Genomic DNA, 22,409 nt, shown 5'->3' on the forward strand with positions numbered 1-22,409 from the left:
TTAGAATAGGATCAGCATTTATCGGCAAGTATTTGTAAAAAAGAACCTTTGTATTTCGTATCACCCTCACTAACCGTTTCCATCGCAACGGGTGTGATCAAACAGGCTCGTGTTACCGTTCTAGAATGCACCTATCCGCTTGCGAACGCGGCTGACCGGCAACACCATGGCCCAACTTCGCAATCGTTGCCTTCAGCCCCTTCGCAACCAGCCCTTTTCTAACAGTCTCGAACGGTTGTGACATCAGGTACCGACGGGAAAAGCAGACGGGCAGGAAAGTTCCCAATTCAAGTCATCGAGCAACCAGATGATGGAAAACCCCGGTTGCCGTCACGAATGTGTGAGAAACAGGTGATTTCGGACGCTTGCAACGGGCTGACGGCGCTGGCGTATATCTGGGTCCGTTCTATGTACCGGCGCCATTTCGGAAAACGTTTTGGGAACGGTTTTTGGGAAAGCGGGCTTGCAGCGGTGGGCGTTCGCTTGACCATGTTGCCCGCCGTTCCGTGTCGGCCCCCAACCAATACAATTTAAGGCGGGGCGTCACGCCCTGAAACAATGTCGTCGTATATCAGCACATAGACAAAAAGGTGTCTGGTATACTAATCGATCACGTTTGTAAGTTTGTCGCTCCCCGGCGAATAGCCTTATGTAAAATGCGGGAAAGCTGCTCCAGGGAGTAGGGCTTATGCAAAAGCTCGAACCCATGCGCACCGTTTTCTGCAAGAACATGGCTGTAGCCGCTCGTAAGAATTATCGGTAGATCCGGGTAGTGACGTCGAACGCGCTCTGCCAATTCAACGCCGCTTACTCCGGGCATGACTACATCAGTGAATAAGACATCAAACTTTTCAGCGTCCTTTTCCAATTCGGCGAGGGCCTTTTCTGCGTCCCGGGCGAGGACGCTGGCATAGCCCAAATCCTGCAACGCGCTGGTCGCAAAGTCTCCGACGTCAGCATTGTCTTCGACGATGAGTACGCAGATGCCGCGTCCGTCTATGCTCTCCTCAGCCAACGGCTCGTCCTGTCTTCCGGCGTCTGTCAGCATCCGTGGAAGATAGAGTGTGAAGGTACTTCCCTTTCCAAACTCACTCTCCACCCTGATATCGCCGCCAGACTGCTTGGCAAAACCGATGACCTGGCTCAGACCAAGTCCGGTGCCGTGCCCGGCCCCCTTGGTCGTGAAGAAGGGTTCAAAGATACGGTTGAGATTCTCTTGAGCAATACCGGTCCCTTGATCCGTCACCGCCACAGCGACGAAGTCGCCAGCAACCGCCTCATGCGCTCGACGTGCAGGCAAACCTGAAACGGCGCCTAAAGCGATTGTAAGCACTCCCTCGCCATTCATGGCGTCACGCGCGTTAATCGCGAGATTAACGATCGCGGTGTCGAACTGGCTTCGGTCAGCCTTGACCAGCAACGGCTCTTTTGGGGACTTCAATTCTAATTCAATACGCCCCCCCGCTAGAGTCCGTACCATCGTGGCCACGTCCAGAATACTCGGAGCTACGTCAAACAGCTCCGGCATCAGCGCCTGGCGGCGCGCAAAGGCCAGCAACTGACCCGTCAGCTTCGCGGCCCGATCAGCAGTATCGCCGATTGCGGCGATATATCGGTCGCGCCGTTCGGCCGTAAGGTTCGGACGCCGCAGCAGATCGACCGACCCCCGTATCACGGTGAGGAGGTTGTTGAAGTCGTGAGCAACCCCACCAGTAAGTTGCCCGATCGCTTCCATCTTCTGTGCTTGGCGCAGGGCGTCCTCAGCCAGCTTCAGTGCTTCGGCCTGCTCCTTCTCGCCTGATATGTCGCGGGCGACGGCATGGATTAAACCTTCACCGGGCACCGCCGTCCACGACAGCCAGTGATAAGTGCCGTCCTTGCGTCGATATCGGTTTTCAAACCGCATGGTGGTCCGCCCTTCGGACAGCTTTTCCACTTCATGCAGCGTGGTTGCTACATCTTCCGGGTGGACGAGATCGATAAAGCGCCTCTCGACCAATTCACTTTCGGCCCAGCCAAGAAGGGTCGTCCACGCAGGATTTACGGCTGTGACCGTCGCGTCAAACCGAGTGACCAACATCAGGTCCGTCGAAAGCAGCCACATACGGTTACGATCGGCCGTGCGTTCGGCCACCTGCGCTTCAAGAGACTCGTTTAGCTCGCGAAGCCGCAACTCGTCAGCCTTGCGCGACGTGATGTCGACAGCCGTGCCGATCATGCGATAACATGTGCCCTCGGCATCGAACAAACCACGGCCTTTTGCGGCCACCCACCTAACGACGCCGTCTTCCCTGCCGATCGTTCGATATTCGACATCGTAAAGAGGACGATTCCGGGGGTCGGAGGCTGCTTCGTAAGCTGCGAGGGTCTTTTCCCGATCATCCGGATGCACGCCGTTGGAATAGTCTGCCAGCGTCACCGGGACATCGGGCGAAATACCGAACATCGCTTTCACTCGCGGTGGCCAGAACATAACTCCTGTGTCGGTATCGACATGCCACTGCCCGATCTCCGCAACCTCAAGTGCGAGACGAAGTCGCTCTTCGTTGAATGCCAGCTTATCTTCTGCCTCTCGACGCTCGTCGATGTCGATGACTGAGCCGACATGACCAAGAAAGCTTCCGTCATCGGCGAAGCGCGGCGCGGCAGCGTCAATTGCCCACCGATACACGCCATCGGCACGGCGCAGCCGATACTCGACGCGAAACGGACCTTGAACGGCGACCGCAGCAAGGAAAGTGTCCTCGGCTAGCTTCTGGTCATCCGGATGAGTCGCTGCCGTCCAGCCCAGACCGAGCGCTTCTTCCTCGGTTTGCCCCGTAAACTCATACCAACGCTTATTGAGATAGCTGCAGTAGCCATCCGGCTCTGTAACCCACATCATGACCGGAGCATGGTCGGCCATATTCCGAAACCGGGTTTCCGCTTCGTGCTCGCTGGCATGGAAGGAACCGCTTAAGGACATCGTCTGGTCTGCCTCGGACTGTTTCGACATTGAGCCTGAAGTTCCCTGCACAACGGCAAGGGGCATACCTTCCGTTATCTTATCAGCGCGCTACGGGCATTGCCTTGCGACAGGCGAAAACGATCCGCCGCATCGAAAAATAATCCGTTACCGGCGAGCATCCAATGTCGAGAATGCACAATCGCCATGTCACAATCAATGATCTCGACAAGAAATGCCGCCTACGATCTGGCTCTAATGGAACGATATTCCTGTAAGCGACGTTCACGCATGCGTGGAGCCTTCCGGCCTTCGCTGGAGGTAGCTTTGAAACAACGCGACGACTGGCATCTAACTGACGTACTCGATTACGAACATGGCCGTGGCGACCCCTTTGCGGCAGCTGTTCGTGCCACACGGATGCCTATGGTCATCACTGACCCGGCCCGCGATGATAACCCGATCGTGTTTTGCAACGTCGCGTTTCAGGAGTTGACGGGTTATTCCCGTGACGAGATCCTCGGACGAAACTGCCGCTTTCTACAAGGCCCCGAAACCGACCCTGCGACAGTCGATAAAGTCCGCGAAGCCATCAGGGTCGGGCAAGCCGTTGACGTCGATCTGCTGAATTATCGCAAGGACGGAACGACGTTCTGGAACGCGCTGTATCTGTCGCCAGTCAGGGATAACGAGGGGATCGTCCGCTTTTTCTTCGCATCCCAGCTTGACGTCAGCGATCGTGTCGAGGCTCAAAATATTATCAATGATCAGAAGCTGCTGGTCGAACGCGAGGTCGAGCGTCGTACCGCCGATCTGCGCGCCGCGCTGGATGCCAAGACCATCCTTCTTCATGAGGTCGATCATCGGGTTAAAAACAATCTTACCATGATCGGATCGCTGTTGCGCCTTCAGGTCCGCACTATCGACGATCCTTCCGTGGCATCGAAGCTGGATTCCATGCTCGAACGTGTCGATGCCCTCGCGGTGGTCCATCGCCAGCTCTACCAATCCTCCGACATCGCACGGTTCGATATAGGTAGCTTCGCGCAAAGCCTGGTATCGGATGTGGTCGGGTCAAGCGGTCGTAGCGACATCACGTTGGACGTTAAGGCTCAGCCTCTGTTCGTGGATGCAGCCAATGCATCCGCGCTCGGGCTGATCCTCAACGAGATTCTAACGAATGCCGTCAAGCACGCCTTCACAGATGGCCGCTCGGGTCACCTCAGTCTCGTTGTCGAAGGAGGTAACGACTATGGGACCATCCAAATATGCGATGACGGCCCGGGCATGCCTTCAGCCGCCCGCAGCAAGAGCATTGGCACGTCGCTGATTACTCGTCTTGCGCGCCAAGCTCGCGCGGAGGCTACTTGGCGCAACAATATGCCTGGAACATGCGTGACGATCACGTTTCCTCAGACCGAAGCGCGATCATGACCAATACAATGCAAGTTTTGATTGTTGAGGACGAAATGCTCCTCGCAATGGATATGGAGGCGATGGTCGAGGATAGTGGACATCGCGTTCTGGCTGAGGCGGCCAGCCTCCATGACGTTGAGGCGCTACCCGACGATCTCAATCCGCAGCTCGCGTTTGTTGATATTCATCTAGCGCATGGCTCGAGCGGCCTGGACGTGTGTCGTTACATACGGACGCACTGGCCGGACGCGCTGATCGTTTTCGTCACGGCCAACGTCTCGAAGATACCGGCGGATTTCTCCGGTGCGCATGGAGTGATTGCCAAACCTTTCTCCCATGCAGGTGTCGTTAATGCCATTAACTACTTGGCGAACGGTGTGTTTGCACCACCGCCTAGCATGCCGCGGCCAGCGAGCCTCATTCCATCACCCAGCCTCGAAGGCCGGTGGGCGAGGACGGTAGCGTAGAAGCCTTATCGACGCCGACTAGGATGGCACATCGCCACCATACCACTATCTGAGAAATACGAACCTTAGTAACGGCCCCACCAACAGGCGGCATCCGCTAACGCCACATGCACTTCCAATAACGGACGGGCTGCCTTCCTCGTAAGCGTGGCCGGCAGGCCGCAGATTACGCGGCTTGCGCCACTCGCTCTGCGGTTTGCGCGGACCAGTTCCAGGGCATGAGTTCGTCCCATCGCGCGGCCGGCCAATCCGCTGCGATCTTCCCAGTGACGTCGGCGATGTAGGCCTGCGGGTCGACGCCGTTGGCCTTGCAGGTCTGGATGACGGTGTAGATCGCCGCAGCGCGCTCGCCGCCCGTATTCGAACCAGCGAACAGCCAGTTTCGCCGTCCGACGGCAACGCCGCGCAACGCGCGTTCGGCGATGTTGTTGTCGATCTCCAGGCGCCCGTCATCGAGGAAGCGACACAGTGCGAGCCATCGCTTCGTGCCATAGGCGATAGCCTTGGCCATGTCGGACTTTGGCGACAGGCGGCGCAGTGCTGCGTCCAGTGCCTCGCGCAGCGCATCGACTAGCGGCTTCGTCCGGTTCTGCCGCGCCGCCAGCCGCACGTCAGGCGGCCTGCCGCGGACCTCGGCCTCTATGCTGTACAAGGCACCGATGCGTTCAAGAATCTCGGTGGTCAGCGGCGTGGCAACCCGCTCGTGCAAGTCGAACACCTTGCGCCTGAAATGGGCCCAGCACGCGACTTCTGTGACGCCGCTTCGATAGAGCCCGTCGTAACCGGCATAGGCGTCGGCCTGGAGGAAGCCTCGAAATCCGGCGAGATGGGCTTGCGGATGTGCACCGGTACGGTCGGTCGTGAAGCGATACCATGTCGCTGGCGGAGCCGTGTTACCGGAGGCGCGGTCATCGACTGCATAGACCCATAGTCGCCCGGTCGCGGTGCGTCCGCGGCCTGGGTCGAGCACCGGGACTGGCGTGTCGTCCGCGTGGATCTTGTCGCCTTTCAGCACTTCCTCGCGGATGCGACTGACGATGGGGTCAAGCAGCGCGGCTGCATGACCGACCCAGCCCGCCAGCGTCGAGCGGTCGATGTCCAAGCCTTGGGCCGCCATCATCTCGGACTGCCGATAAAGCGGCAGGTGATGTTCGAACTTCGAGACGACGACATGGGCCAGCGTTGCGAATGTCGCCTTTCCGCGTGCGACTGCCTTCACCGGGGCAGCCGCCTGGACGATCTTCTCACACGTCCGGCAGCTGTATTTCGGTCGGACGTTCCGCACCACGCGCCAGTGCACCGGCAGGACATCGAGCATCTCATGGGCGTCCTGCCCGAGACGGCGTAGCGCACCGCCACAGTCCGGGCATGTGCAGGCGCCGGAGGCGGGTTCGTGGACGACCTCCGCGCGTGGCAGGTGGTCGGGCAACGCACGGACTGGTGCCGGCCGCACGGGCGTGTCTGACAAGACCGCGCCGGTCTCCGGGACTGCGCTCTCGGTTTCCAGTTCCTCAAGTGCGAGTTCGAGCTGGGCGATCTCGCGCGTCAACTTCTCGGAGGATGCGCCAAACTGCATCCGCCGCAGCCGAGCGATCTGTCCACGCAGTGTCTCGATGAGCAGGTCGCGGGCGGCAAGTGCTGCATTGGCTCGGGCGAGCGAGGCCTCCAGCACGGCGATCCGCGCCTCGGCATCAGATGGGGCAAGAGATGCTTGCGACACCTCACTTTCATAGCAGTTCGCGCACTCTCACACGAGCAAAAATGGCGGAAAAGCTATGTTTTCAGCCGGCCAATGTTGGTGCCCATGTCCGCTCTGGGCGGCGCCAGTCGATGCCCTCCAGAAGCATCGACACCTGCGCCGATGTCAGCGCCACTGTGCCTGTCGCGGTCACCGGCCAGACGAAACGCCCCCGGTCCATCCGCTTCGAAAACAGGCAGAGTCCCTGACCGTCGAACCACAGCAATTTGATCAGGTCGCCGCGCTTGCCACGGAACGCGAACAGCGCACCGGAATGTGGTTTCTCCCGGAGCACCTGCTGCACCAATACCGCCAGGCCATCGAAGCCCTTGCGCATGTCGGTGACGCCGCACGCCAGGAATATCCGCGTCGATGTCGGCTGCGGGATCATCGGGTCAGCACGCCGATCACGCGCGACAGCGCCTCGGCGTCGACCGTGCCGTCGACGGTAAGTCGCACACCCGAAGGCAGCTCGATGCCGATCTGCCCCGCGGTCCGGGCGTCCGCTGGCGCCTCGACGGGCGGCGCCGGCAGCATCATGGGCGGCTCGCTGATTTGGACTTCGGCAAATGCGGTCTGAGGCCGGGCCGGCACTCCGCTCAGTGCACCCGACATCGCCTGGCGCCGCCAGGTGTAGATCGCGCCGCTGCCGACCTCGTGACGCTCGACCGCCGCCCGGACCGACCCATCCGGCCCAAACGCATCGCGCAGGATCGCCAGCTTCTCCTCGACCGTCCAGCGGCGTCGACCCGACACCCGCCCGACAATCTCGATACGACCACTCATACGACCGGTCGTATGACTACTCGCTACATCTGCAGCTGGTTCGATAGTCTCGTCCGACATTACGGCCCCGTTCAAAGAGCTGCCATCAACCCGTTGAACGCTCCGCCTACAAGGCGGCCCTCAGACCGCGCTTACCCTTCCTCCCCCGTTATCGTCATTTGGCGATCAGATGTGTGAAAAACCCGGTCGTAAATATCGTTGTGCGACAAACTGGTGATTTCAGACGGCAGCCTCCCGACCGTCGCAAAACGCCGTCGCCAACCCCTACTGGCGTTTATCGTGTATTTTGCGCCGCCTAATAGGCGTTTGGGCCGCTTGCGTGTCGGCTTCTGAAAGCAAATATGACACCTGCATCTCCAATTCTCTGGCTGCATATTGAGAAACCGGGGCTTATCAACCTACACATCATCTATTGGCTGAAGATTTCGCGATGAGCCGGGCACGGATGCCGGCGATCGTGTCCTCGGCACCGCGCGCTGCCAAGCGGAGTGGATCCGGCACGGTCGCTCGGGAAATAGTGAAGGTTCCCGATGACGATCGTGCGGCGAGAGCCAAATCTCGCTGAGCGACCCGCCCGATAGGCGTCAAGCCACCAGGCGTTCAGCCATGATAGCGATCATAGCTGCATTCAGCGTCAGCCTATTACCGCTGTTCTTCTCAATCACCAGATAGCTTTGCGTGCGCCTAAGTGGATCAAGTCCGTTCCAGCGACGCAGGCATTCGCCTAGCGTTGCCTTCCAAGGCTGATGGATGGTTTCGATCAGTTCGGCGCGATTGTCTGGATCGGTGATGGGCATGCCGCCGCCATAGTCCAGTCTGCTGAACGCTCTGCTAACGCTGCCGCGCACTTCTGCATCTCGTAGATCGGCGTTGTCAGCAACCGCGAACGCACGTGTGTTGCGAGAGGTGTAGCAGCTGCCGTTATCGGTCAACCACTTGATTGGCTCGGGCACGCGGTTCAGACCGCACATGCCTCTTAACCGCCTGTAAAGCATATGCTAACCATAGGCTCAAACGATGCTAAAACACTATTGGCCTATGATTTCTAGGGGAGGCAGACGAGAAGGCCGATCGGGTATGACATACGTTCCTCCAACGATCAGTATGCCCCGTCATGTGAAGCCCACTGCAACCGTTGCAAGCGTCGTGTTATGCCTGGCTCTCGCCGGGATCCTTGCGATCATGCTTGCCGGACTCTCAATGAATTCCGATGCAATGAACACGCAAAGGCAGCTAATTGACAATGCTGTCAGCCAAGACGTGGTGGAAGCCTTAAACGAAATTCAGAGTATCGCATTTTGGGACGTCGCAGCCGAGAAGACCACGACATCGGTTATGGATGTTGACTGGTTTAACAATGAAATCGGTCAATATCTCAGCAAGGTGAACGGACACGATGCCGTCTGGATACTCGATCAGGATAACAAGCCAGTCTACGGTTACGAAGGCGGTCGGCAGCTTCCCCCCTCTTCGCTTCGACCTTACGGCGGCGAATTAGCAGAACTGGTCAGGATCGTGCGCAGCGGCAAAGAGGACGGTCGCCGAATACGCGACGCGAACATTGAGACACATCGTGGAGCGTACCCTGGCTCCCTCGGCAGCAACTCGCGTGGCCGTTGGAGTTCGCATATCATCGGGGATGCCGGCGAGGCTGTGATACTAACGGTCATGACGATCGTGCCAGTCACTGAACGTGTGGTCTTGCGGCAGCGGCCGCATTTGATCGTCAGCGCCGTCAAAATCAATGAGCAGCGCATTCAGACCTATGCCGACACGTTGCTGATCAACGGGCTTCATGTAAGACCGCTAACGTCCTCGCATAAATATTCGGGCACATATATTTTAACAGATGATAAGGGCCAACCGATCGTCCAACTTGTATGGGCCTCCCGCCGACCAGGCCGGATCCTCTTACAATACGTCTTGCCGCTCTTCGTCATCGTTACCGCGATCGCCGCATTTCTGCTAGTCGCAACATTCCGCCGAATGCAGAAAATGACAATCTCGCTGATCGACAAAGAGCGAGAGGCCAGTTTCCTTGCCAACTTTGATCCGCTATCTTCGCTTCCCAATCGTCGTCTCTTCATGCAACACTTCAACAAATTGCTTGCTCCCCACCTGATTGACTCAAATCCCGCAATGGTAGCATTTTGCGACATCGATAACTTCAAGACCGTCAATGACACATGGGGCCACGAGGTCGGCGATGTTCTCATCAAGACCGTCGCCAAACGATTGCGAAATGGTTTCCCGGACAGTGTTCTCGTCTCGCGCTTCGGCGGCGACGAGTTTGCTCTGGTGCATGCGGAAAAGTGGCTATCGGTAGAGGACTTTGGAAATCGCATACAACGCGCTTTCGCAGAGCCTTTCGATCTCGCAGGAAAGCCGTCACGCATTGGCGTATCGGTCGGTATTGCGATTGCACCAGATCACGGCCGCGGAAGCAGCGAGTTGCTGCGCAACGCTGATATTGGCCTGTACGAGGCCAAGGACGGCGGCCGCGCGCGTTGCGCAGTGTATCACCGCGGCATGCACGACCAGATCGTTGTGCGGAAGGAACGTGAAACGCGGATTCAGGATGCGCTTGAAGCCAGCCGCTTCGAACTCCACTACCAACCCATCGTCGATATCCGCAGCGCCTGCGTCTGCGGCATGGAAGCCCTGCTGCGCTGGCCGGCGGACGATGCGGCAGCGATGCCGCCAGCAGAATTCATCCCGATCGCCGAGCGAGCGGGACTGATGCCCATACTTGGGGACTGGATCATCTCACAGGCCTTCCGTGATTCCCTGCGGTGGCCGGGGCTATGGGTTTCTATCAACCTGTCACCGCTGCAGATCAGCACCGCTGGCCTGATCAACACCCTTAGTCGCGAACTACGCATAAGCGGCGCTGACCCTGCGCACATAATGTTCGAGATAACGGAGGGTCTCCTTCTGAATTCAACTGCCGATACCCGGAAAACCTTTGACGCCATTCGAGCTATGGGCTTCAAGATCAGTCTCGACGACTTTGGAACGGGCTATTCAAGCCTGAGCTACCTCCAAGACTTTACCTTCGACAAACTTAAGATAGACCGCAGCTTCATCTGCGACGGCAAGCTGCAGGACCCGCGCTCTGCTTCCTTGGTGAAGGCCGTCATCGACGTTGGCCGTGCACTCGGCATCGAAGTGGTGGCCGAAGGCGTCGAGTACCTTAGCGAAGCGCGGATTCTTCAGGCGCTCGGTTGCTATCAGTTCCAGGGGTGGCTCTACGGACGAGCGCTTCCACCTATCAAAGCAACTGACCATGTACGAGAATTGAACACACTTGTATCCCAGGGGTTCACCGTCGATCCGGTAGCGTCGCTGCGCGTGGCGAAATAGCAATTCGTATCTCACAAATCTTGCTCTCGCGACTGGTGGCAGGTGCGATGTTGACGGGATCGGTCTCGACCACGTCATCAGCCCAGCTTCCCACATCACGAATTGACGTCGACGAACCAAGGGACATCATCGTGACCGCACAGCGTCGATCGGAGCGTCAAATAGACGTACCGGCCGCGATCACTTCCTTGTCCGGAAAAGGCTTCGACGCAGCGGATTTGGGTGATACCAAGGCAGTTATACGGTTCACGCCCGGTTTTTCCGGCTTCGCAGAGAACAACTTCGTCGACGGCATCGCCATTCGCGGCATCGTTTCAAACGACTACGGGCTTGGTGGCGACCCCTCGATTGGAATTTTTCGAGACGGCGTTCACCAAGGTCGGACAGGTTCGGTGATCACCACCGCCTATGATTTGGAACGCGTTGAGGCGCTACGCGGGCCGCAGGTGTTCCTGTTCGGTCGCAATGCGATTTCCGGAGCTCTGGCAATCGTCACCAAGGCGCCCGAACCGGACGCGGCCGAAGGCTACGTGACGATCCGTGCGGGCACTAGGCACCGCTTTGAGGTTCAGGGGGCTTACAACGCCGCTTTAGGCGATGGTTGGGCGCTTCGCGCGGCCGTTGATCGGGAAACCGAGAGAGGATCGTCACAAAATGCGAGCTTCCCCAATGCGAAACAATTGGGATCCCGCGACGTGGCCGCAACTCGTGTATCACTGCTTCATCGGGGCAATGACACGACGGTACGGCTTACGGGTGAATATGACGACCGCGAACTTGGCGGCACACCGCATCGCGCTAGGATCAACGATGCGGCGGTGATTGACCTGCTACGCGAACTGAATCCACAACTGGAGATCCGGGGCGGTCGGCGGGACGTCGACAGTGATCTATCGAAGCTGCGTGACCACAGCCGTGTCGGATCGCTAACCCTACGGATCGATCACGATGCAGGCTCGGTGACGCTTGCCTCGCTGACCGGACTACGTGCTCATCGCTATCGGTATCTTGAGGACTACGACGGCACACCCTTGGTCATCGATTCGTTCGGCGTCAGACAGCACGGCGACTATGCCAGTCAGGAGTTCACCGCCGTCTCGACGGGCAATGGTCCGCTGCAATGGGCGGCAGGCATTTCGGCTTACCATGAGCGCGTGAAAGGCAGTTATACCAACGGCATATCGGAGAAGATCGTCTGCGGCCCAGGCTATGGATATCCGGACTGCAACCAGTTGGTGGCGGACATCTATGGCAGCGATCGGGTCTTTGTACCTGCGGCGGACGGCATTCTGACCGACGTGAACCGCGCCAAAGCGGCCAACTGGGGTATCTCGGCCTACGGGGCGGTGGATTGGAAGGCCAGCCCGGATTTCACGATCGGAGCAGGTGCTCGCTACACGTGGGATCACAAGCGGTTCGATCTCGACGTGCCGCAAGTCGCGAGCACGTTGGGAAATGTTTGGCTCTCGACCTACTACACTGGCGGTTACGTCCGGGCGGCACAGGCTTGGGACGGCGTTTCGCCGCGCGTCTACGCACGTTGGGCCCCAAACCATGACTGGACGATCTATCTAAGCGCTACCAAGACCATGAAGGCGGGAGGGTTTGGAACGTTCAGCCTCGTCGCCTCCGAACCGCTTGATGATTACGATCTCGTTCCCGCCGGCACAAAGCCCGACGACTATGGTAAGGAAACGGTCCGCAGCGTTGAGCTGGGCGTGAAAGGCCGACTTCCTGACGGTCGCGGCACCGCCGCCATTACGGCTTTTCACTACATCTACAACGACCTGCAGGCCAACGTCTTCGATCCGGTGCTCCGCAGTACGCAGGTCATCAATATCGGTAGGGTCCGGGGCACCGGCATTGAGGCGGAGGCGGCGCTGCGGTTTGGCCGTCACGTCAGTCTGGCGCTCACCGGCGCCTGGACGCGTACGGTTAAGACCGGCGATCGCGGCTGCACGCTTTCCGACTGCGGTGGTCTAGGCAATCCTACGCTAACCACGAGCGCGATTTTGCGCCTACAAACGCCACTTCGAAACGGCGAATTGTACGTGCAGAGCGAGGCGTTCTACGCCAGCCGCGCACGGGGCTCGTTCGACGACCGGGGCTTTGGGCGGGTGCCTGTCTGCGCCCGAGGCGACGTGCGGCTGGGATATGCCGGTAATGCAGAATGGAGTTTGGAAAGCTACGTCCGCAACGTGACGAACTCGCTGTGCTACGCCGGTGCCGACAACGGCGGAGGGATCTCGCCAGCCACTCTGTGGGGCCCGATCCTTGCGCGCACCGCGGGACTAGCACTTACGCGACGCTTCTAGGTCCTGTTCTTCCCGTCCCGTATCCCGTGCTCCAGAAGGAATGGGATCTTGTCTAGTCCGCATTGCTTAGTTGATAACGGATGATTGAGCGCGCCTGCGTGGTCGCAGGCTTTCGAACCGCGATGGAGGTCAGGCTCGGCCTGCGCCGATCAATTATACCAGACGTTCGGCTCCACATAGCTTCCCATCCCTCTCTCGAGATCGATCGCCACAGGCGCCAGCCCGCCCGCGATAGGGTAGTTCCCGGACCGTTCGTAAAGCTGACCCGACCACGCCTCCCAAAAACCGACCGGTTTCTCGATGACCATGGATTTGCGGCAAAGACTGACCATGCGCCCCCCCGCCCTCTCATGACTTCGCAACCATGGATCGTAGAGCCGACCATCCTCCCGCCGCAATATTGCGTAGTCCGCGATATCCATATCGAGATGCTGCTCAAGCATGGTCGGCCGCACTGGGAGAAACGGCTTGCCCAGGCCCTTGCTCTCTACAAGGTTGCGCATCGCACCGAGCACCACGCGGGCCAACCCACGATTACGATGTGCGTCCGGTACGGAAACAGAGAGGCCCACCACCATGTTCGGTGCACAGCTAGTCGTTTCGGCAGCGCACTGAAGCGCCCAATCCCAGCCACGCTCCGGCAAGTTAGACGGATCGTCGTAAAACATCGGGATGAGGTTGCCAGTTGCCACAACATAGTCACGATCACGATCGATGACGGCAATTTGATATTCCGGATATCGCTCCATCAGATCAAAGTAATGAACGAACGGCTCTGAGAAGTTTAGAAATCCCATACGGGACCAGACAGCTTTCTCTATTTCATCAGCCGCATTAGCTACCTTATCCGATTCGGCGAACGTCGTTATTAGAAGGTTATCCATAATCTGGTATCATCCCTTACGGCCCCGCATGCTTGCCCCATAGATGGTTAAAGTCTGATTAAGAATACTTGATGGCATAGATAAATGAAAACCATTGGCGGCTGTGGTTCATCCACCGCATTCCTACGCTCACGTAAGTACAACCAAATCTAAAGCATTCCAAAAGTATAGGCCGTCAGTACCGACATAAATACGCCGGAGCACAAATGATAAAACCGGTTTTCCTGATATGACTGCACGTGTTCCGACTGAGGATCGGCAACCAGCGGATCGGCCAGTGGCCGTTACAATTAGCAATTGTTCTGCCGCGATATTGCGTTACCACGGGGTGGACCCGGAGAAGTTCGCCGTCGTGCGAGCAGTTCCGCGTACGAATGCGATCGAGATAAGCGAGGTGCGTCTTGTTGACGGTCACCTATCGCTAACGATCCTGCTGCCGATGCCGTACGGCTCGAGACGCATGACTGTTATTACGGGTAAGAACGCCAGCATATCCCTTCCGGGCATGGGGTTGTCGCCTGAAGTCGCTGCTGCGGCCGTCGGACGCCCCGTAGGACGTCTCTCTGGTCATCCTGCATTTGAAAACCTTACGGAAGTCGTCGTGACCGAAGTCTTGCAAGTCGTCGAGGTCGGACAGCGCCCGACTACGATTCTGCGCTTTGACGATCAGGTCAAGCTACTAAACGCCGCAGATATCGCAACGCGGTCATATAATTAGATGCCCCGCACTAATACAGGAGTGCCGATCAGCGCTGTTTGGTATACCAGCCCCTGTAAAGCTTCGACGCAGACTCAATGGCTTCGCAAAGATCTACCAGTTTCCACTTTCGGCGTCGACTCACAGGTCTCAGAGGCCACTGTCATAATGCCTGCTACGGGATTGGCTATTTATGAGCATTGATAGCCGAAATACGGGCGCGTACGCCCGCAATTCGAGGTGAACAAACGGCCACTCGCGCAATCTGAGCGTCCCTAAAGCGGTCGGGCCGTAATTCTTCCCATGATCGTCATACCCTAGTCAAATGTGTGGAAAGCCCGGTCGTAATGACAACTGTGCAACAACAGGTGATTTCGGACGGCAGCCTCCCGATCGCCGCAAAACGCCGTCGCCAACCCCGATTGGCGAATATCGTGGATTTTCCGACACTGCATGGCGGACAGTCGGCGCTCAAAAGCGGCCGGGCAGATGTACGCCCAGGGTCAGACGCTGGGGTTGGAGATCCGCCATCTGAAAGCAGCCATTCGGCAACCCAAACGCCGCATCAGTGCCCCGGCAGCAGGTGCTCCACTTTCAGCAGGCAAGTCGTGCAGCGTATGTCGCTGCTACTGGTGGGGTAAAATACATGGCGAACGGTAGTGGCAGCCGCGCAAACTCGGTTGGCGGCGAGCGCTGGCCACTCTTCTAGGGGCGTACCTTTCCAATGGACGAACTGACGACTGCCACAGCCAGCTTTGACTTCCCAAGCGAACGCAATAGCAAAGAGCAACCGCCGTATGGCGTGTATGCTCTGCTCGTCTGGCGACGCTGTCGAGCTACGCCTCGAGCTGAGCGGCTGAACGTGCGATAATAGTCCAGCAGCGCCTCGTCCCAAGGCAGTTAGCGCTTTTCGGTCAGGTTCATTGATCGGCTCGTCGTCGAGCCTGCGCGCCCCGATGCAGCCGCCCTAGGCCGCGCGGTCTTCGGGCGCTTGCCGCCGCCCGCACCGGAAGAACCGGATCATCAAGGGCACAGCCTCGGACCCCAAGAACTGGTCTACGTTGACCTTCTTATGTCGTTCACAGCCACAGATCAGATATGCCCTTCTGATAACAAGGGACTGCATGAGTCGGATTTAGAATGTCAATCGCCGACTTAGTGAAAGAGCGGCAAATCCAATAAAAACCGCTTTTATCGAGTCGCATTCAACATCTGCGACATGTCTCATCACACGATCAAGGAATCCCCTTTCTTCGCCAAGGTCTCTCTCAGCTAGATATTCGGTTGTCCATTTTCTGAATTGGCGACAATTGGTCGTAATAGGCCTAAGGTAGCTAATATTATCGTGACGCGAATCTTTAGCAATCCGATCCATCACAGCCTGCACTGCGGCAGCGTCTCCCTCCAGCGCTTGTATGAAGCGGGCACCGTCAGATAGGAGAAGACCGGTAATATCTTCAGAACGGTTTCTGGCATCAGCGAGGTCGCGAAGGTCGGCCAAATCACCTGACGTAAAGTTCTGCTTGGCTCTGCTGATATAAATAATGATCTGCATAGAGCCCTCGGATCGTATCGCACTAAGTCATGTCGATCGAAATGACTCCGCTCGCTGACACATTCTCGGTTTTTTCTGGTTAAGAAATAGTTAATGGCTGACAAGTGAATCCTCAGGAGGATAGTGTCCGTCGGTCGGGTTAAGTAACCGGATCCAAATACCGCTGGCAGCGTGAGTGCCTGCCAAGCAGCGACAGCCACTTCTCTAAACGCGGCCTTCCAAGTAGCGCTGGCCTCTTTCCATGGCGCCCGATCCTCGAGCCGCTCTATCCGGCTGCCTGACATATAGGCCGCGACGTGTTCGATCATCGCGTCCTCATCATTGCTCGTGCATAGGCGACACCGTCCCGTCACATCGACTCCTTACAAGCCTGTTCCTGATAGGTGCCGTGGCAAATGCATCATCAAACACGACACATAATCAATCTGGCGGTCCAGGTTCTGTGAGCCACGCTCAGTGAGACTGTCAGCGGTCGCGTGGACACGCCAGCGGTGCGCCTAGCTCTGCGGTGCCTCTGGCATCATTGCCCCGAGCGCTGGCCGCTCGTCATGTTCTGGGAGGGTGCGTAGCAAGATAACGAGATCGGCCAGAGCCAGAGTGTGACGGCCTCCCTCACCGGGATTGTGCGACATCTGCGACCATCCGAAGCGTATTCCGAGATCAGCAATTTGCAGTAGATGCCCACGTGCCTTTAATAACATCGACTGCAGCGGAAATGCGTGCCAATTCTTTACGGCAACAGGGTCGCCGATGGCAGCGACCATCTGATCGACGATATAATCTGGGGTATGTTCGCCGTGTTCTGCCAGGATGGCGGCCGCCTGTATCCAGACCTCTCGATCACTCATGGGGGCTGACCGGGCCATCAAATGTCGAGATTCCGGCGCTTGACCTCATGGTGAACGCCCTCGCTGGCCTGTAACGCCATCGCGATGATGTGCTCGATGACCGGCTCCGGAATGGCGTTAGCCACATCAAGCCCAAATAGGTCAAGATACGACCACGCCACCCATCCGGAGTAGGCAGTTAGCCCCGGTATATTGAGTGAAAGAAACCGTCCGACCGTAACTCTGTATTCCGAGCGGAGCTTGAACCCCAAAGTTGACACGTTTTGGATAATAGCCGGATGCTCATCTGCAAGAGATGTGATGAGCACGGCTGGGAGACTCATCGCCGTTCGGTTCGAATACCTACGATCAAGCCGACCTTTGCCGGCACCAGCCACAGGGCCGCGATGGGTGTTCATAGGGCCGTCATCCGTTAGCACGCCTAAAACTCCGTTAAATCATAGCATTTTAGACTTTCGATTTAACGTGATGCAAAGACCCACCGCGCCCTTGCAATTCTCTTTATGACACACTTGCTATGGCAGTATGCCCGGTGCGCTTAACCCCCGCGGTCGAGTTGCGTCTAAGGTTGGCCAACTGGCCCGACGATAATGCCGCTGCCATCGTCAGTGACCGCGGCATGTATCTGGGCTATGTCAGCGCCGAGCGTGCGCTGCTGATCTGCAAGCGGATGAAGGAAAGCCAAACGGTCGCCGTTTTTCAGGCAATGCACGGAAGCGGAGCCGACATCCGGATCCGCTTCGTAGGTGGCGTTCCTACCCAACCTGGTCCCCGATGTTCCGAAACGCCCGCCACCCTGCCTGGCTTGGCCTGCGGATCGACCGGTGTACGATTCTCCCGCGCGTACCATCCGGATGAGGATAGGGCCGGTGTCTGGGGCTGAGTTCATTCGGTAGAAAGGAACTTTGTTCGCTCGGTAGAAAGGGGTTGGGTTCTACCTCCTTTGCCATGCAAGGCATTGATCGAATTATGGAGCAAACTTTCGAAGCTGGTCGGGTCGCGGGCCAGACTATCGACGGCAAGCTATCTGACTGCCCGCACGAAGAACGGCTTGCCCCGAACCTAAGAAATGTCTGGATTTCCGGCTTTCTGTGCAGCAAGACTGGGCGAGCATACCGCAAGCGACTGCGCCTAAACTAAAGGCCTTGCAGCGCTGGCACCTCGGAACGACCGCCTGCAGTTGCAAGGCCGACATCTCCAACGCGAGGGGTGGCCGCGATCGCGCCAGCCCAGTTTCTAAACCATCAGAAGTTTTGATAAATTTAACACCTACGGCCTCGCTCTGACCATCTGGTCGAGGTGGAGCCGACGATTCTGCGAATTTGATCAACCAAAAACTGTTTTATATTAGCAGGACAGCACCCGTATTCACGCCCGGCCATTCGATAGAAACCTATCGAAAGCGGCACGCCTTCCCTAGGCGGCTGAAAGCGGCTCTTTTTATGCGCTGGCTATGTCGCGAGCGCATCACCCCGACGAGGAAGGCCCGGGTGGGGCGCCTGGCTGAACACTGTCCGCTGCTGACGGGCCAAGGCGCATCTGGAGAGCAACTGATCGGACAAAGCTTACGCGGCTTCGATGTCGAGTTTGAGAGCAAGGCCGGGCCCATCGAACAGCCCGCCCCCTCGTCTGCTGAGATGTTCAGAACTTCAGGACTCGAGGTGCGCAGCATACTGGTTCTCCCGTAGGCAATCAGCGGCCAGTGGCAGCGGATCGTTCCGAGCACTAAGCCACGACATGACGATCCGCGGCGAACCTGACAGCCCCATCTCGATGAGGAGGGGTGGAGTGGTCAAAGCCGCACGTTCGTGCTTTGATACGGAAAACGTCGCACTGGCTTAGTTGCGGTAACGCTCAGGCCGCTTCACCAGACTCGTCAGTATACCATCGCTGATGGCCCGTGCGCCGCAACCCATTCCTGAACATGACGCCGATTTTGAGGCGCGTTCAGGCAAGCATTATTGAAAATGAAGCGAATTACGGCTCCACGCCTGAAGCACGGGTTCGATTCCCGCAGGGGTCGTCTTGAGCCGGTCTTTTTGCAGGGAAAGTTTGCCCAAAGCCTACGGGGAGCGGTCGCCGTAGCGTCGTCTGTGACGGAAAAGGCACGATTTTCCAGAAAGTCGACATTATCAAGGTCATAGCCGGATTTTGCGATAGAGCGGTTTGCGTGTCGCCATGGCCCCCGTTATCCTTTCGTTAAGGACAAACTCGAGGAAACCAACATGAAGCGTCTACTCATCTCGACCATGGCATTCGCATCCGCCTTCGCGATGGCCCCAGCGGCTCATGCAGTTGACTTCACCCCGAACGATCCGGAATTCACCGTTCGCGGCGATATCAACGATGGTACCGTTTCGGCAGATTTCGGCCGTTCGGGCATCGCTGCCGGCACCTTCCAGGATACCTTCAACTTCATTATAGATCAGACCGGTCTGGCTAGCGGCACGCTGAGCACGAACACCACGCGGCTGACGAGCTCGACCGATCTCGACATCCTGTCGGTGTTCATCAACGGCGTCGCAGCCACGAAGACCATTGTCGGCAACGCCGAGTTCTTCGAGCTCAACGACGTCTCGATCGCTTCGGGTGTGCCGAACCAGATCGTCGTGAACGGCACGTCGCGTGGCAACGGCTCCTATGCCGGCACCGCGACCTTCGAGCCGACGGCAGCAGTTCCCGAGGCTGGTACCTGGGCAATCATGCTGTTTGGTATCGGCGGGATTGGCGCATCGATGCGCGTTCGTCGTCGCCAGGCGAAGATCGCATTCGCCTAAGCATATTTCACAGCTGGTCCCAGTGGCCAGCTGTGTGAAGGCAGCCGTCAACCTCTCTAGGTTGGCGGCTGTTTTTGTTTAACCGCCGGCGCAATGGGTTTGCCGAAGAGTCCATGTGGCGCGGTGGGCGCTGTCGATCGATAATTGGGCAAGCGGGATGGCCCATACTGCGCCCAACAGCTCAAACCCCGAGATCGCGAACGCGCCTGAATGGACGCCGTCAGGTACCGAGCACACGTCCTGGTATCGGCATCCATCGATCTACAGCCACGCAGAGCCACGTACGCGGCTGGGACTGGTAATGGCCACCGGTGTGCGCCATTTTGGGGTCATGATGTTCAAGCGTGGGCGGAGAACTATAACATGAGTCTACGCTTGGAGCATGTTACCAAACTCGCACATAGCAAGGAAGGCCTGAGGGCTGCTTACGCCGCGGGTGTCGACCATCAGCGCAATGGTTGGCTGAGATATCCACCATGCAAATGGGACCATCCCGCAATTCTGGCTTTTGATGAAAGCGGAACTTGCGTTGGCGGTATTAATTGGGGCGAGGACCATGATGATCGAACGCTCACAATCACGTTTGCCTGGGGTTCGCCTACTGCTCCTGCAGCCTTTGCTGCCGTACTTTCGCGGTTTCGGAAGACTCACCTAAACGGGTGGTTCACGGAAATCCACTTCACGATATCGACGCATAACGAAGCAATGCGAAAGGCCGTAAAAGTGCTTGGGCTTGTTCCTCGGGCCTTTACTTTTGAGATGCCGGTAAAGGACATGACCAGGTCTTGACGGCAAAAAGATGCCCGGCTTGGAAAGCCGGGCATTTTCGAGCTTAGCCGTTATCGAGCTTTGCGGTATTCCAATATCGCGTATTGGATATGTTAGGTTAAAAACAAAGGTATCAGTCAGCAGCCTCTGCGAGCCTTACCACTGTTTCAGTGACGCATTGCGCTATCCCCTGCAAAATGCGGCAGTAAGATGATAGCTGCTCAGGCTGTTGACACTATTAAGCCCTGATGGGCTTACCGATAGGCCAGTAGCGCATATGAACCCCCCGCGTTAAAAGTGTTTGTCTTTCGACAAGGGGACTTATGCAGGAACTCTATTTCGTAATTGTAATTCCATACGGTGAAAGCCGCATTAACTGGAATTGGCGGGTTTCTTACTCTCTGCTCGAGTGGTGATGTATCAAAGCCCCCGTAGCCGTTCGCATAAACGGATCGTGGTGAGAGTAGGGCAGACCACCCTCATCTTTAGGCTAGAAGCGACGTTCCAGGCGAGTGGCCTGCGATATGGACCGTCAGCCAGAACCTCCGCCTCACCCTAGCCTAGCTGCGACCCGAGTGTGCAATCGACTGAGGACCAATGGTCACAAGCTTGGAATTCGCTGCATTTAGCAGGCGTCTCGCCGGCACTTTGGCGCTTACTGAGTAAGCCCGACTTTGCCGCTTCTTCGGCACCACGGTCCGCTTGCTCTTTGACGCCGCGGATGTTGCCCGGCCGCGGATAACTTCGCGCGTTTTCCAAATGCCCGTGGCGGGGCGGGTCGTAGAGTTGCCGAGTGCCATCCTGGCAGGAGTGCTGTTGACACGCACGGTGTTGTAGTCCGCCTGCCATGCCTCGCTGATTCGTCCCGCCGTCGCCAGCGAGCAGGTGTTCGCTCAAACACCCGGCGCGCAAAAGAGAATTGGACAATTTCACGAATTCATTCGTCGGTAGGTCAGTAATGCGCAGGAGGCTCTATATCTATGATGAGATCCAGAAGTTCACGGCGTACTTGATCAAGTTCGAGTGCCCCCTGGAGGTCTCCGCGCTCAATCTTGGCATCGACTTCGCGCTGGGCGACGAACGCAGCATCCACCCCGTACCGACTAACCATAGTGTGGGCCGCAGAGTGCGCCACAGGGAAGTTCGATCGGTGGGAGGCATTCATGCTGCACCTCATTGATAATCATCATCAATGCACAAGCGCTCGACGAATTTCTTCAAGACGATTGTTGATACAACCTTATGGTAAAGAAGGTGTTAATGGCCACACGCGCTAGTTCGATCAAGCGAAAGCGCCCCGCGTGGCTGTGCGAAAAAACATGGCGAGGCGCTAAAAAGGTACGCGGTACTGAAGGCCATAGCCTCAGTTTTTGGCTACACGCTTGATAGTTGAATATTCGTAAAGCACCCCGCCCGCTTGTGTGACACGCTTGATGTCGCGAGCGGGATGCCGAGCTCTCACTGTCTTGGGTCAGCGGGCTCTTAGGTCTGCCTCGCAGAGAGCCGTCTACGTCGCAAGCGCATTTCAGAACTGCAATCTCGCGGTGATACAGGCCGTTTTTAACTCGAGCAAGAATTGCCACGTTGCTGCCTGCGCAGACCTGCCCGCCCCAAACGCCGATCCGTGGGTCTGAACAGTCTGCTCTACAGCTCCGGCAGGCGGACTGAGCGTTTCCGCGGTACAGCCAGAACGGCTGTTTCCCAAGTCGACGCAAAAACAGACAGCCGATGTCTTCGTGCATTATCGATAACCGGCTCACGGCACGTGATGCTGTTGTCAGAACCCTAGATGTGTTCGCATAAATTCAGCGAAGCGAGGGGAAACGCCATAGCCGACTGAGGTTGCCAGTA

16 protein-coding genes are annotated in these 22,409 nt (G+C 57.5%); 7 read left to right on the top strand and 9 right to left on the bottom strand.

From position 1 onward, the window contains the following. Window positions 1-610: 610 nt before the first annotated feature. Window positions 611-2,995 (bottom strand): hybrid sensor histidine kinase/response regulator, encoded by a 2,385-nt coding sequence (locus sphsw_RS03685; protein ID WP_052380830.1) that lies wholly within the window; start codon window positions 2,993-2,995, stop codon window positions 611-613. A gap of 276 nt (window positions 2,996-3,271) precedes the next feature. Here sphsw_RS03685 and sphsw_RS03690 point away from each other — a divergent pair, with 276 nt between their 5' ends. Together sphsw_RS03690 and sphsw_RS03695 are read left to right on the top strand one after the other, a co-directional pair. Next, entirely contained in the window at window positions 3,272-4,378 is a 1,107-nt protein-coding gene (locus sphsw_RS03690; protein WP_031439426.1) for a PAS domain-containing protein, read from the top strand. After that, complete coding sequence (locus sphsw_RS03695; protein ID WP_031439427.1) at window positions 4,375-4,827, top strand: response regulator; 453 nt, start codon at window positions 4,375-4,377, stop codon at window positions 4,825-4,827. The genes sphsw_RS03690 and sphsw_RS03695 overlap by 4 nt, the downstream gene beginning before the upstream one ends. Before the next feature lie 166 nt (window positions 4,828-4,993). On the opposite strand, the gene tnpC is transcribed toward sphsw_RS03695, so the two are convergent. The 4 genes from tnpC to sphsw_RS03715 form a co-directional block, all read right to left on the bottom strand. Beyond that, window positions 4,994-6,547 carry an IS66 family transposase gene (tnpC, locus tag sphsw_RS03700; RefSeq protein ID WP_031439428.1) on the bottom strand — a complete coding sequence of 518 codons (1,554 nt, stop codon included), beginning with the start codon at window positions 6,545-6,547 and terminating at the stop codon, window positions 4,994-4,996. A gap of 61 nt (window positions 6,548-6,608) precedes the next feature. Further along, window positions 6,609-6,956, bottom strand: coding sequence for an IS66 family insertion sequence element accessory protein TnpB (gene tnpB / locus sphsw_RS03705; protein WP_031439429.1), 348 nt, complete (start codon window positions 6,954-6,956; stop codon window positions 6,609-6,611). Next, entirely contained in the window at window positions 6,953-7,351 is a 399-nt protein-coding gene (gene tnpA / locus sphsw_RS03710; protein ID WP_031439430.1) for an IS66-like element accessory protein TnpA, read from the bottom strand. The genes tnpB and tnpA overlap by 4 nt, the downstream gene beginning before the upstream one ends. Window positions 7,352-7,935: 584 nt before the next feature. Beyond that, the gene (locus sphsw_RS03715) at window positions 7,936-8,322 is read right to left on the bottom strand and encodes a hypothetical protein (protein ID WP_152555369.1); all 387 of its coding nucleotides are present in this window, start codon (window positions 8,320-8,322) and stop codon (window positions 7,936-7,938) included. A gap of 133 nt (window positions 8,323-8,455) precedes the next feature. On the opposite strand from sphsw_RS03715, the gene sphsw_RS03720 reads away from it, so the two are divergent. After that, window positions 8,456-10,714 carry a bifunctional diguanylate cyclase/phosphodiesterase gene (locus sphsw_RS03720; protein WP_160172597.1) on the top strand — a complete coding sequence of 753 codons (2,259 nt, stop codon included), beginning with the start codon at window positions 8,456-8,458 and terminating at the stop codon, window positions 10,712-10,714. Window positions 10,715-10,845: 131 nt separating this feature from the next. Continuing rightward, complete coding sequence (locus sphsw_RS03725) at window positions 10,846-13,029, top strand: TonB-dependent receptor (protein ID WP_160172598.1); 2,184 nt, start codon at window positions 10,846-10,848, stop codon at window positions 13,027-13,029. A 149-nt stretch (window positions 13,030-13,178) separates the two neighbouring features. Here the strand turns inward: sphsw_RS03725 and sphsw_RS03730 are convergent, their stop codons facing one another. Next, window positions 13,179-13,913 (bottom strand): hypothetical protein, encoded by a 735-nt coding sequence (locus sphsw_RS03730; RefSeq protein WP_081874116.1) that lies wholly within the window; start codon window positions 13,911-13,913, stop codon window positions 13,179-13,181. Between the two features lie 277 nt (window positions 13,914-14,190). On the opposite strand from sphsw_RS03730, the gene sphsw_RS19175 reads away from it, so the two are divergent. After that, window positions 14,191-14,631, top strand: coding sequence for a hypothetical protein (locus sphsw_RS19175; RefSeq protein ID WP_152555370.1), 441 nt, complete (start codon window positions 14,191-14,193; stop codon window positions 14,629-14,631). Window positions 14,632-15,745: 1,114 nt separating this feature from the next. Here sphsw_RS19175 and sphsw_RS18650 read toward each other — a convergent pair. From sphsw_RS18650 to sphsw_RS03740, 3 genes are all read right to left on the bottom strand, one after another. After that, a complete protein-coding gene (locus sphsw_RS18650) occupies window positions 15,746-16,165 on the bottom strand; it encodes a BLUF domain-containing protein (protein WP_081874117.1) in 420 nt (139 codons plus the stop codon). Between the two features lie 497 nt (window positions 16,166-16,662). Next, window positions 16,663-17,013, bottom strand: coding sequence for a hypothetical protein (locus sphsw_RS19630; RefSeq protein WP_160172599.1), 351 nt, complete (start codon window positions 17,011-17,013; stop codon window positions 16,663-16,665). Between the two features lie 17 nt (window positions 17,014-17,030). After that, complete coding sequence (locus sphsw_RS03740; RefSeq protein WP_152555371.1) at window positions 17,031-17,411, bottom strand: hypothetical protein; 381 nt, start codon at window positions 17,409-17,411, stop codon at window positions 17,031-17,033. Between the two features lie 134 nt (window positions 17,412-17,545). Between sphsw_RS03740 and sphsw_RS19185 the strand changes: the two genes are divergently transcribed. Then, window positions 17,546-17,896 carry a hypothetical protein gene (locus tag sphsw_RS19185; RefSeq protein WP_152555372.1) on the top strand — a complete coding sequence of 117 codons (351 nt, stop codon included), beginning with the start codon at window positions 17,546-17,548 and terminating at the stop codon, window positions 17,894-17,896. A 1,342-nt stretch (window positions 17,897-19,238) separates the two neighbouring features. Continuing rightward, the gene (locus tag sphsw_RS03745) at window positions 19,239-19,790 is read left to right on the top strand and encodes an FxDxF family PEP-CTERM protein (protein ID WP_042466510.1); all 552 of its coding nucleotides are present in this window, start codon (window positions 19,239-19,241) and stop codon (window positions 19,788-19,790) included. The last annotated feature ends 2,619 nt before the right edge of the window (window positions 19,791-22,409 follow it).

Origin of the sequence: Sphingomonas sp. FUKUSWIS1, from assembly GCF_000733135.1 — a bacterium.
Taxonomy (GTDB): domain Bacteria; phylum Pseudomonadota; class Alphaproteobacteria; order Sphingomonadales; family Sphingomonadaceae; genus Sphingomonas; species Sphingomonas aerolata.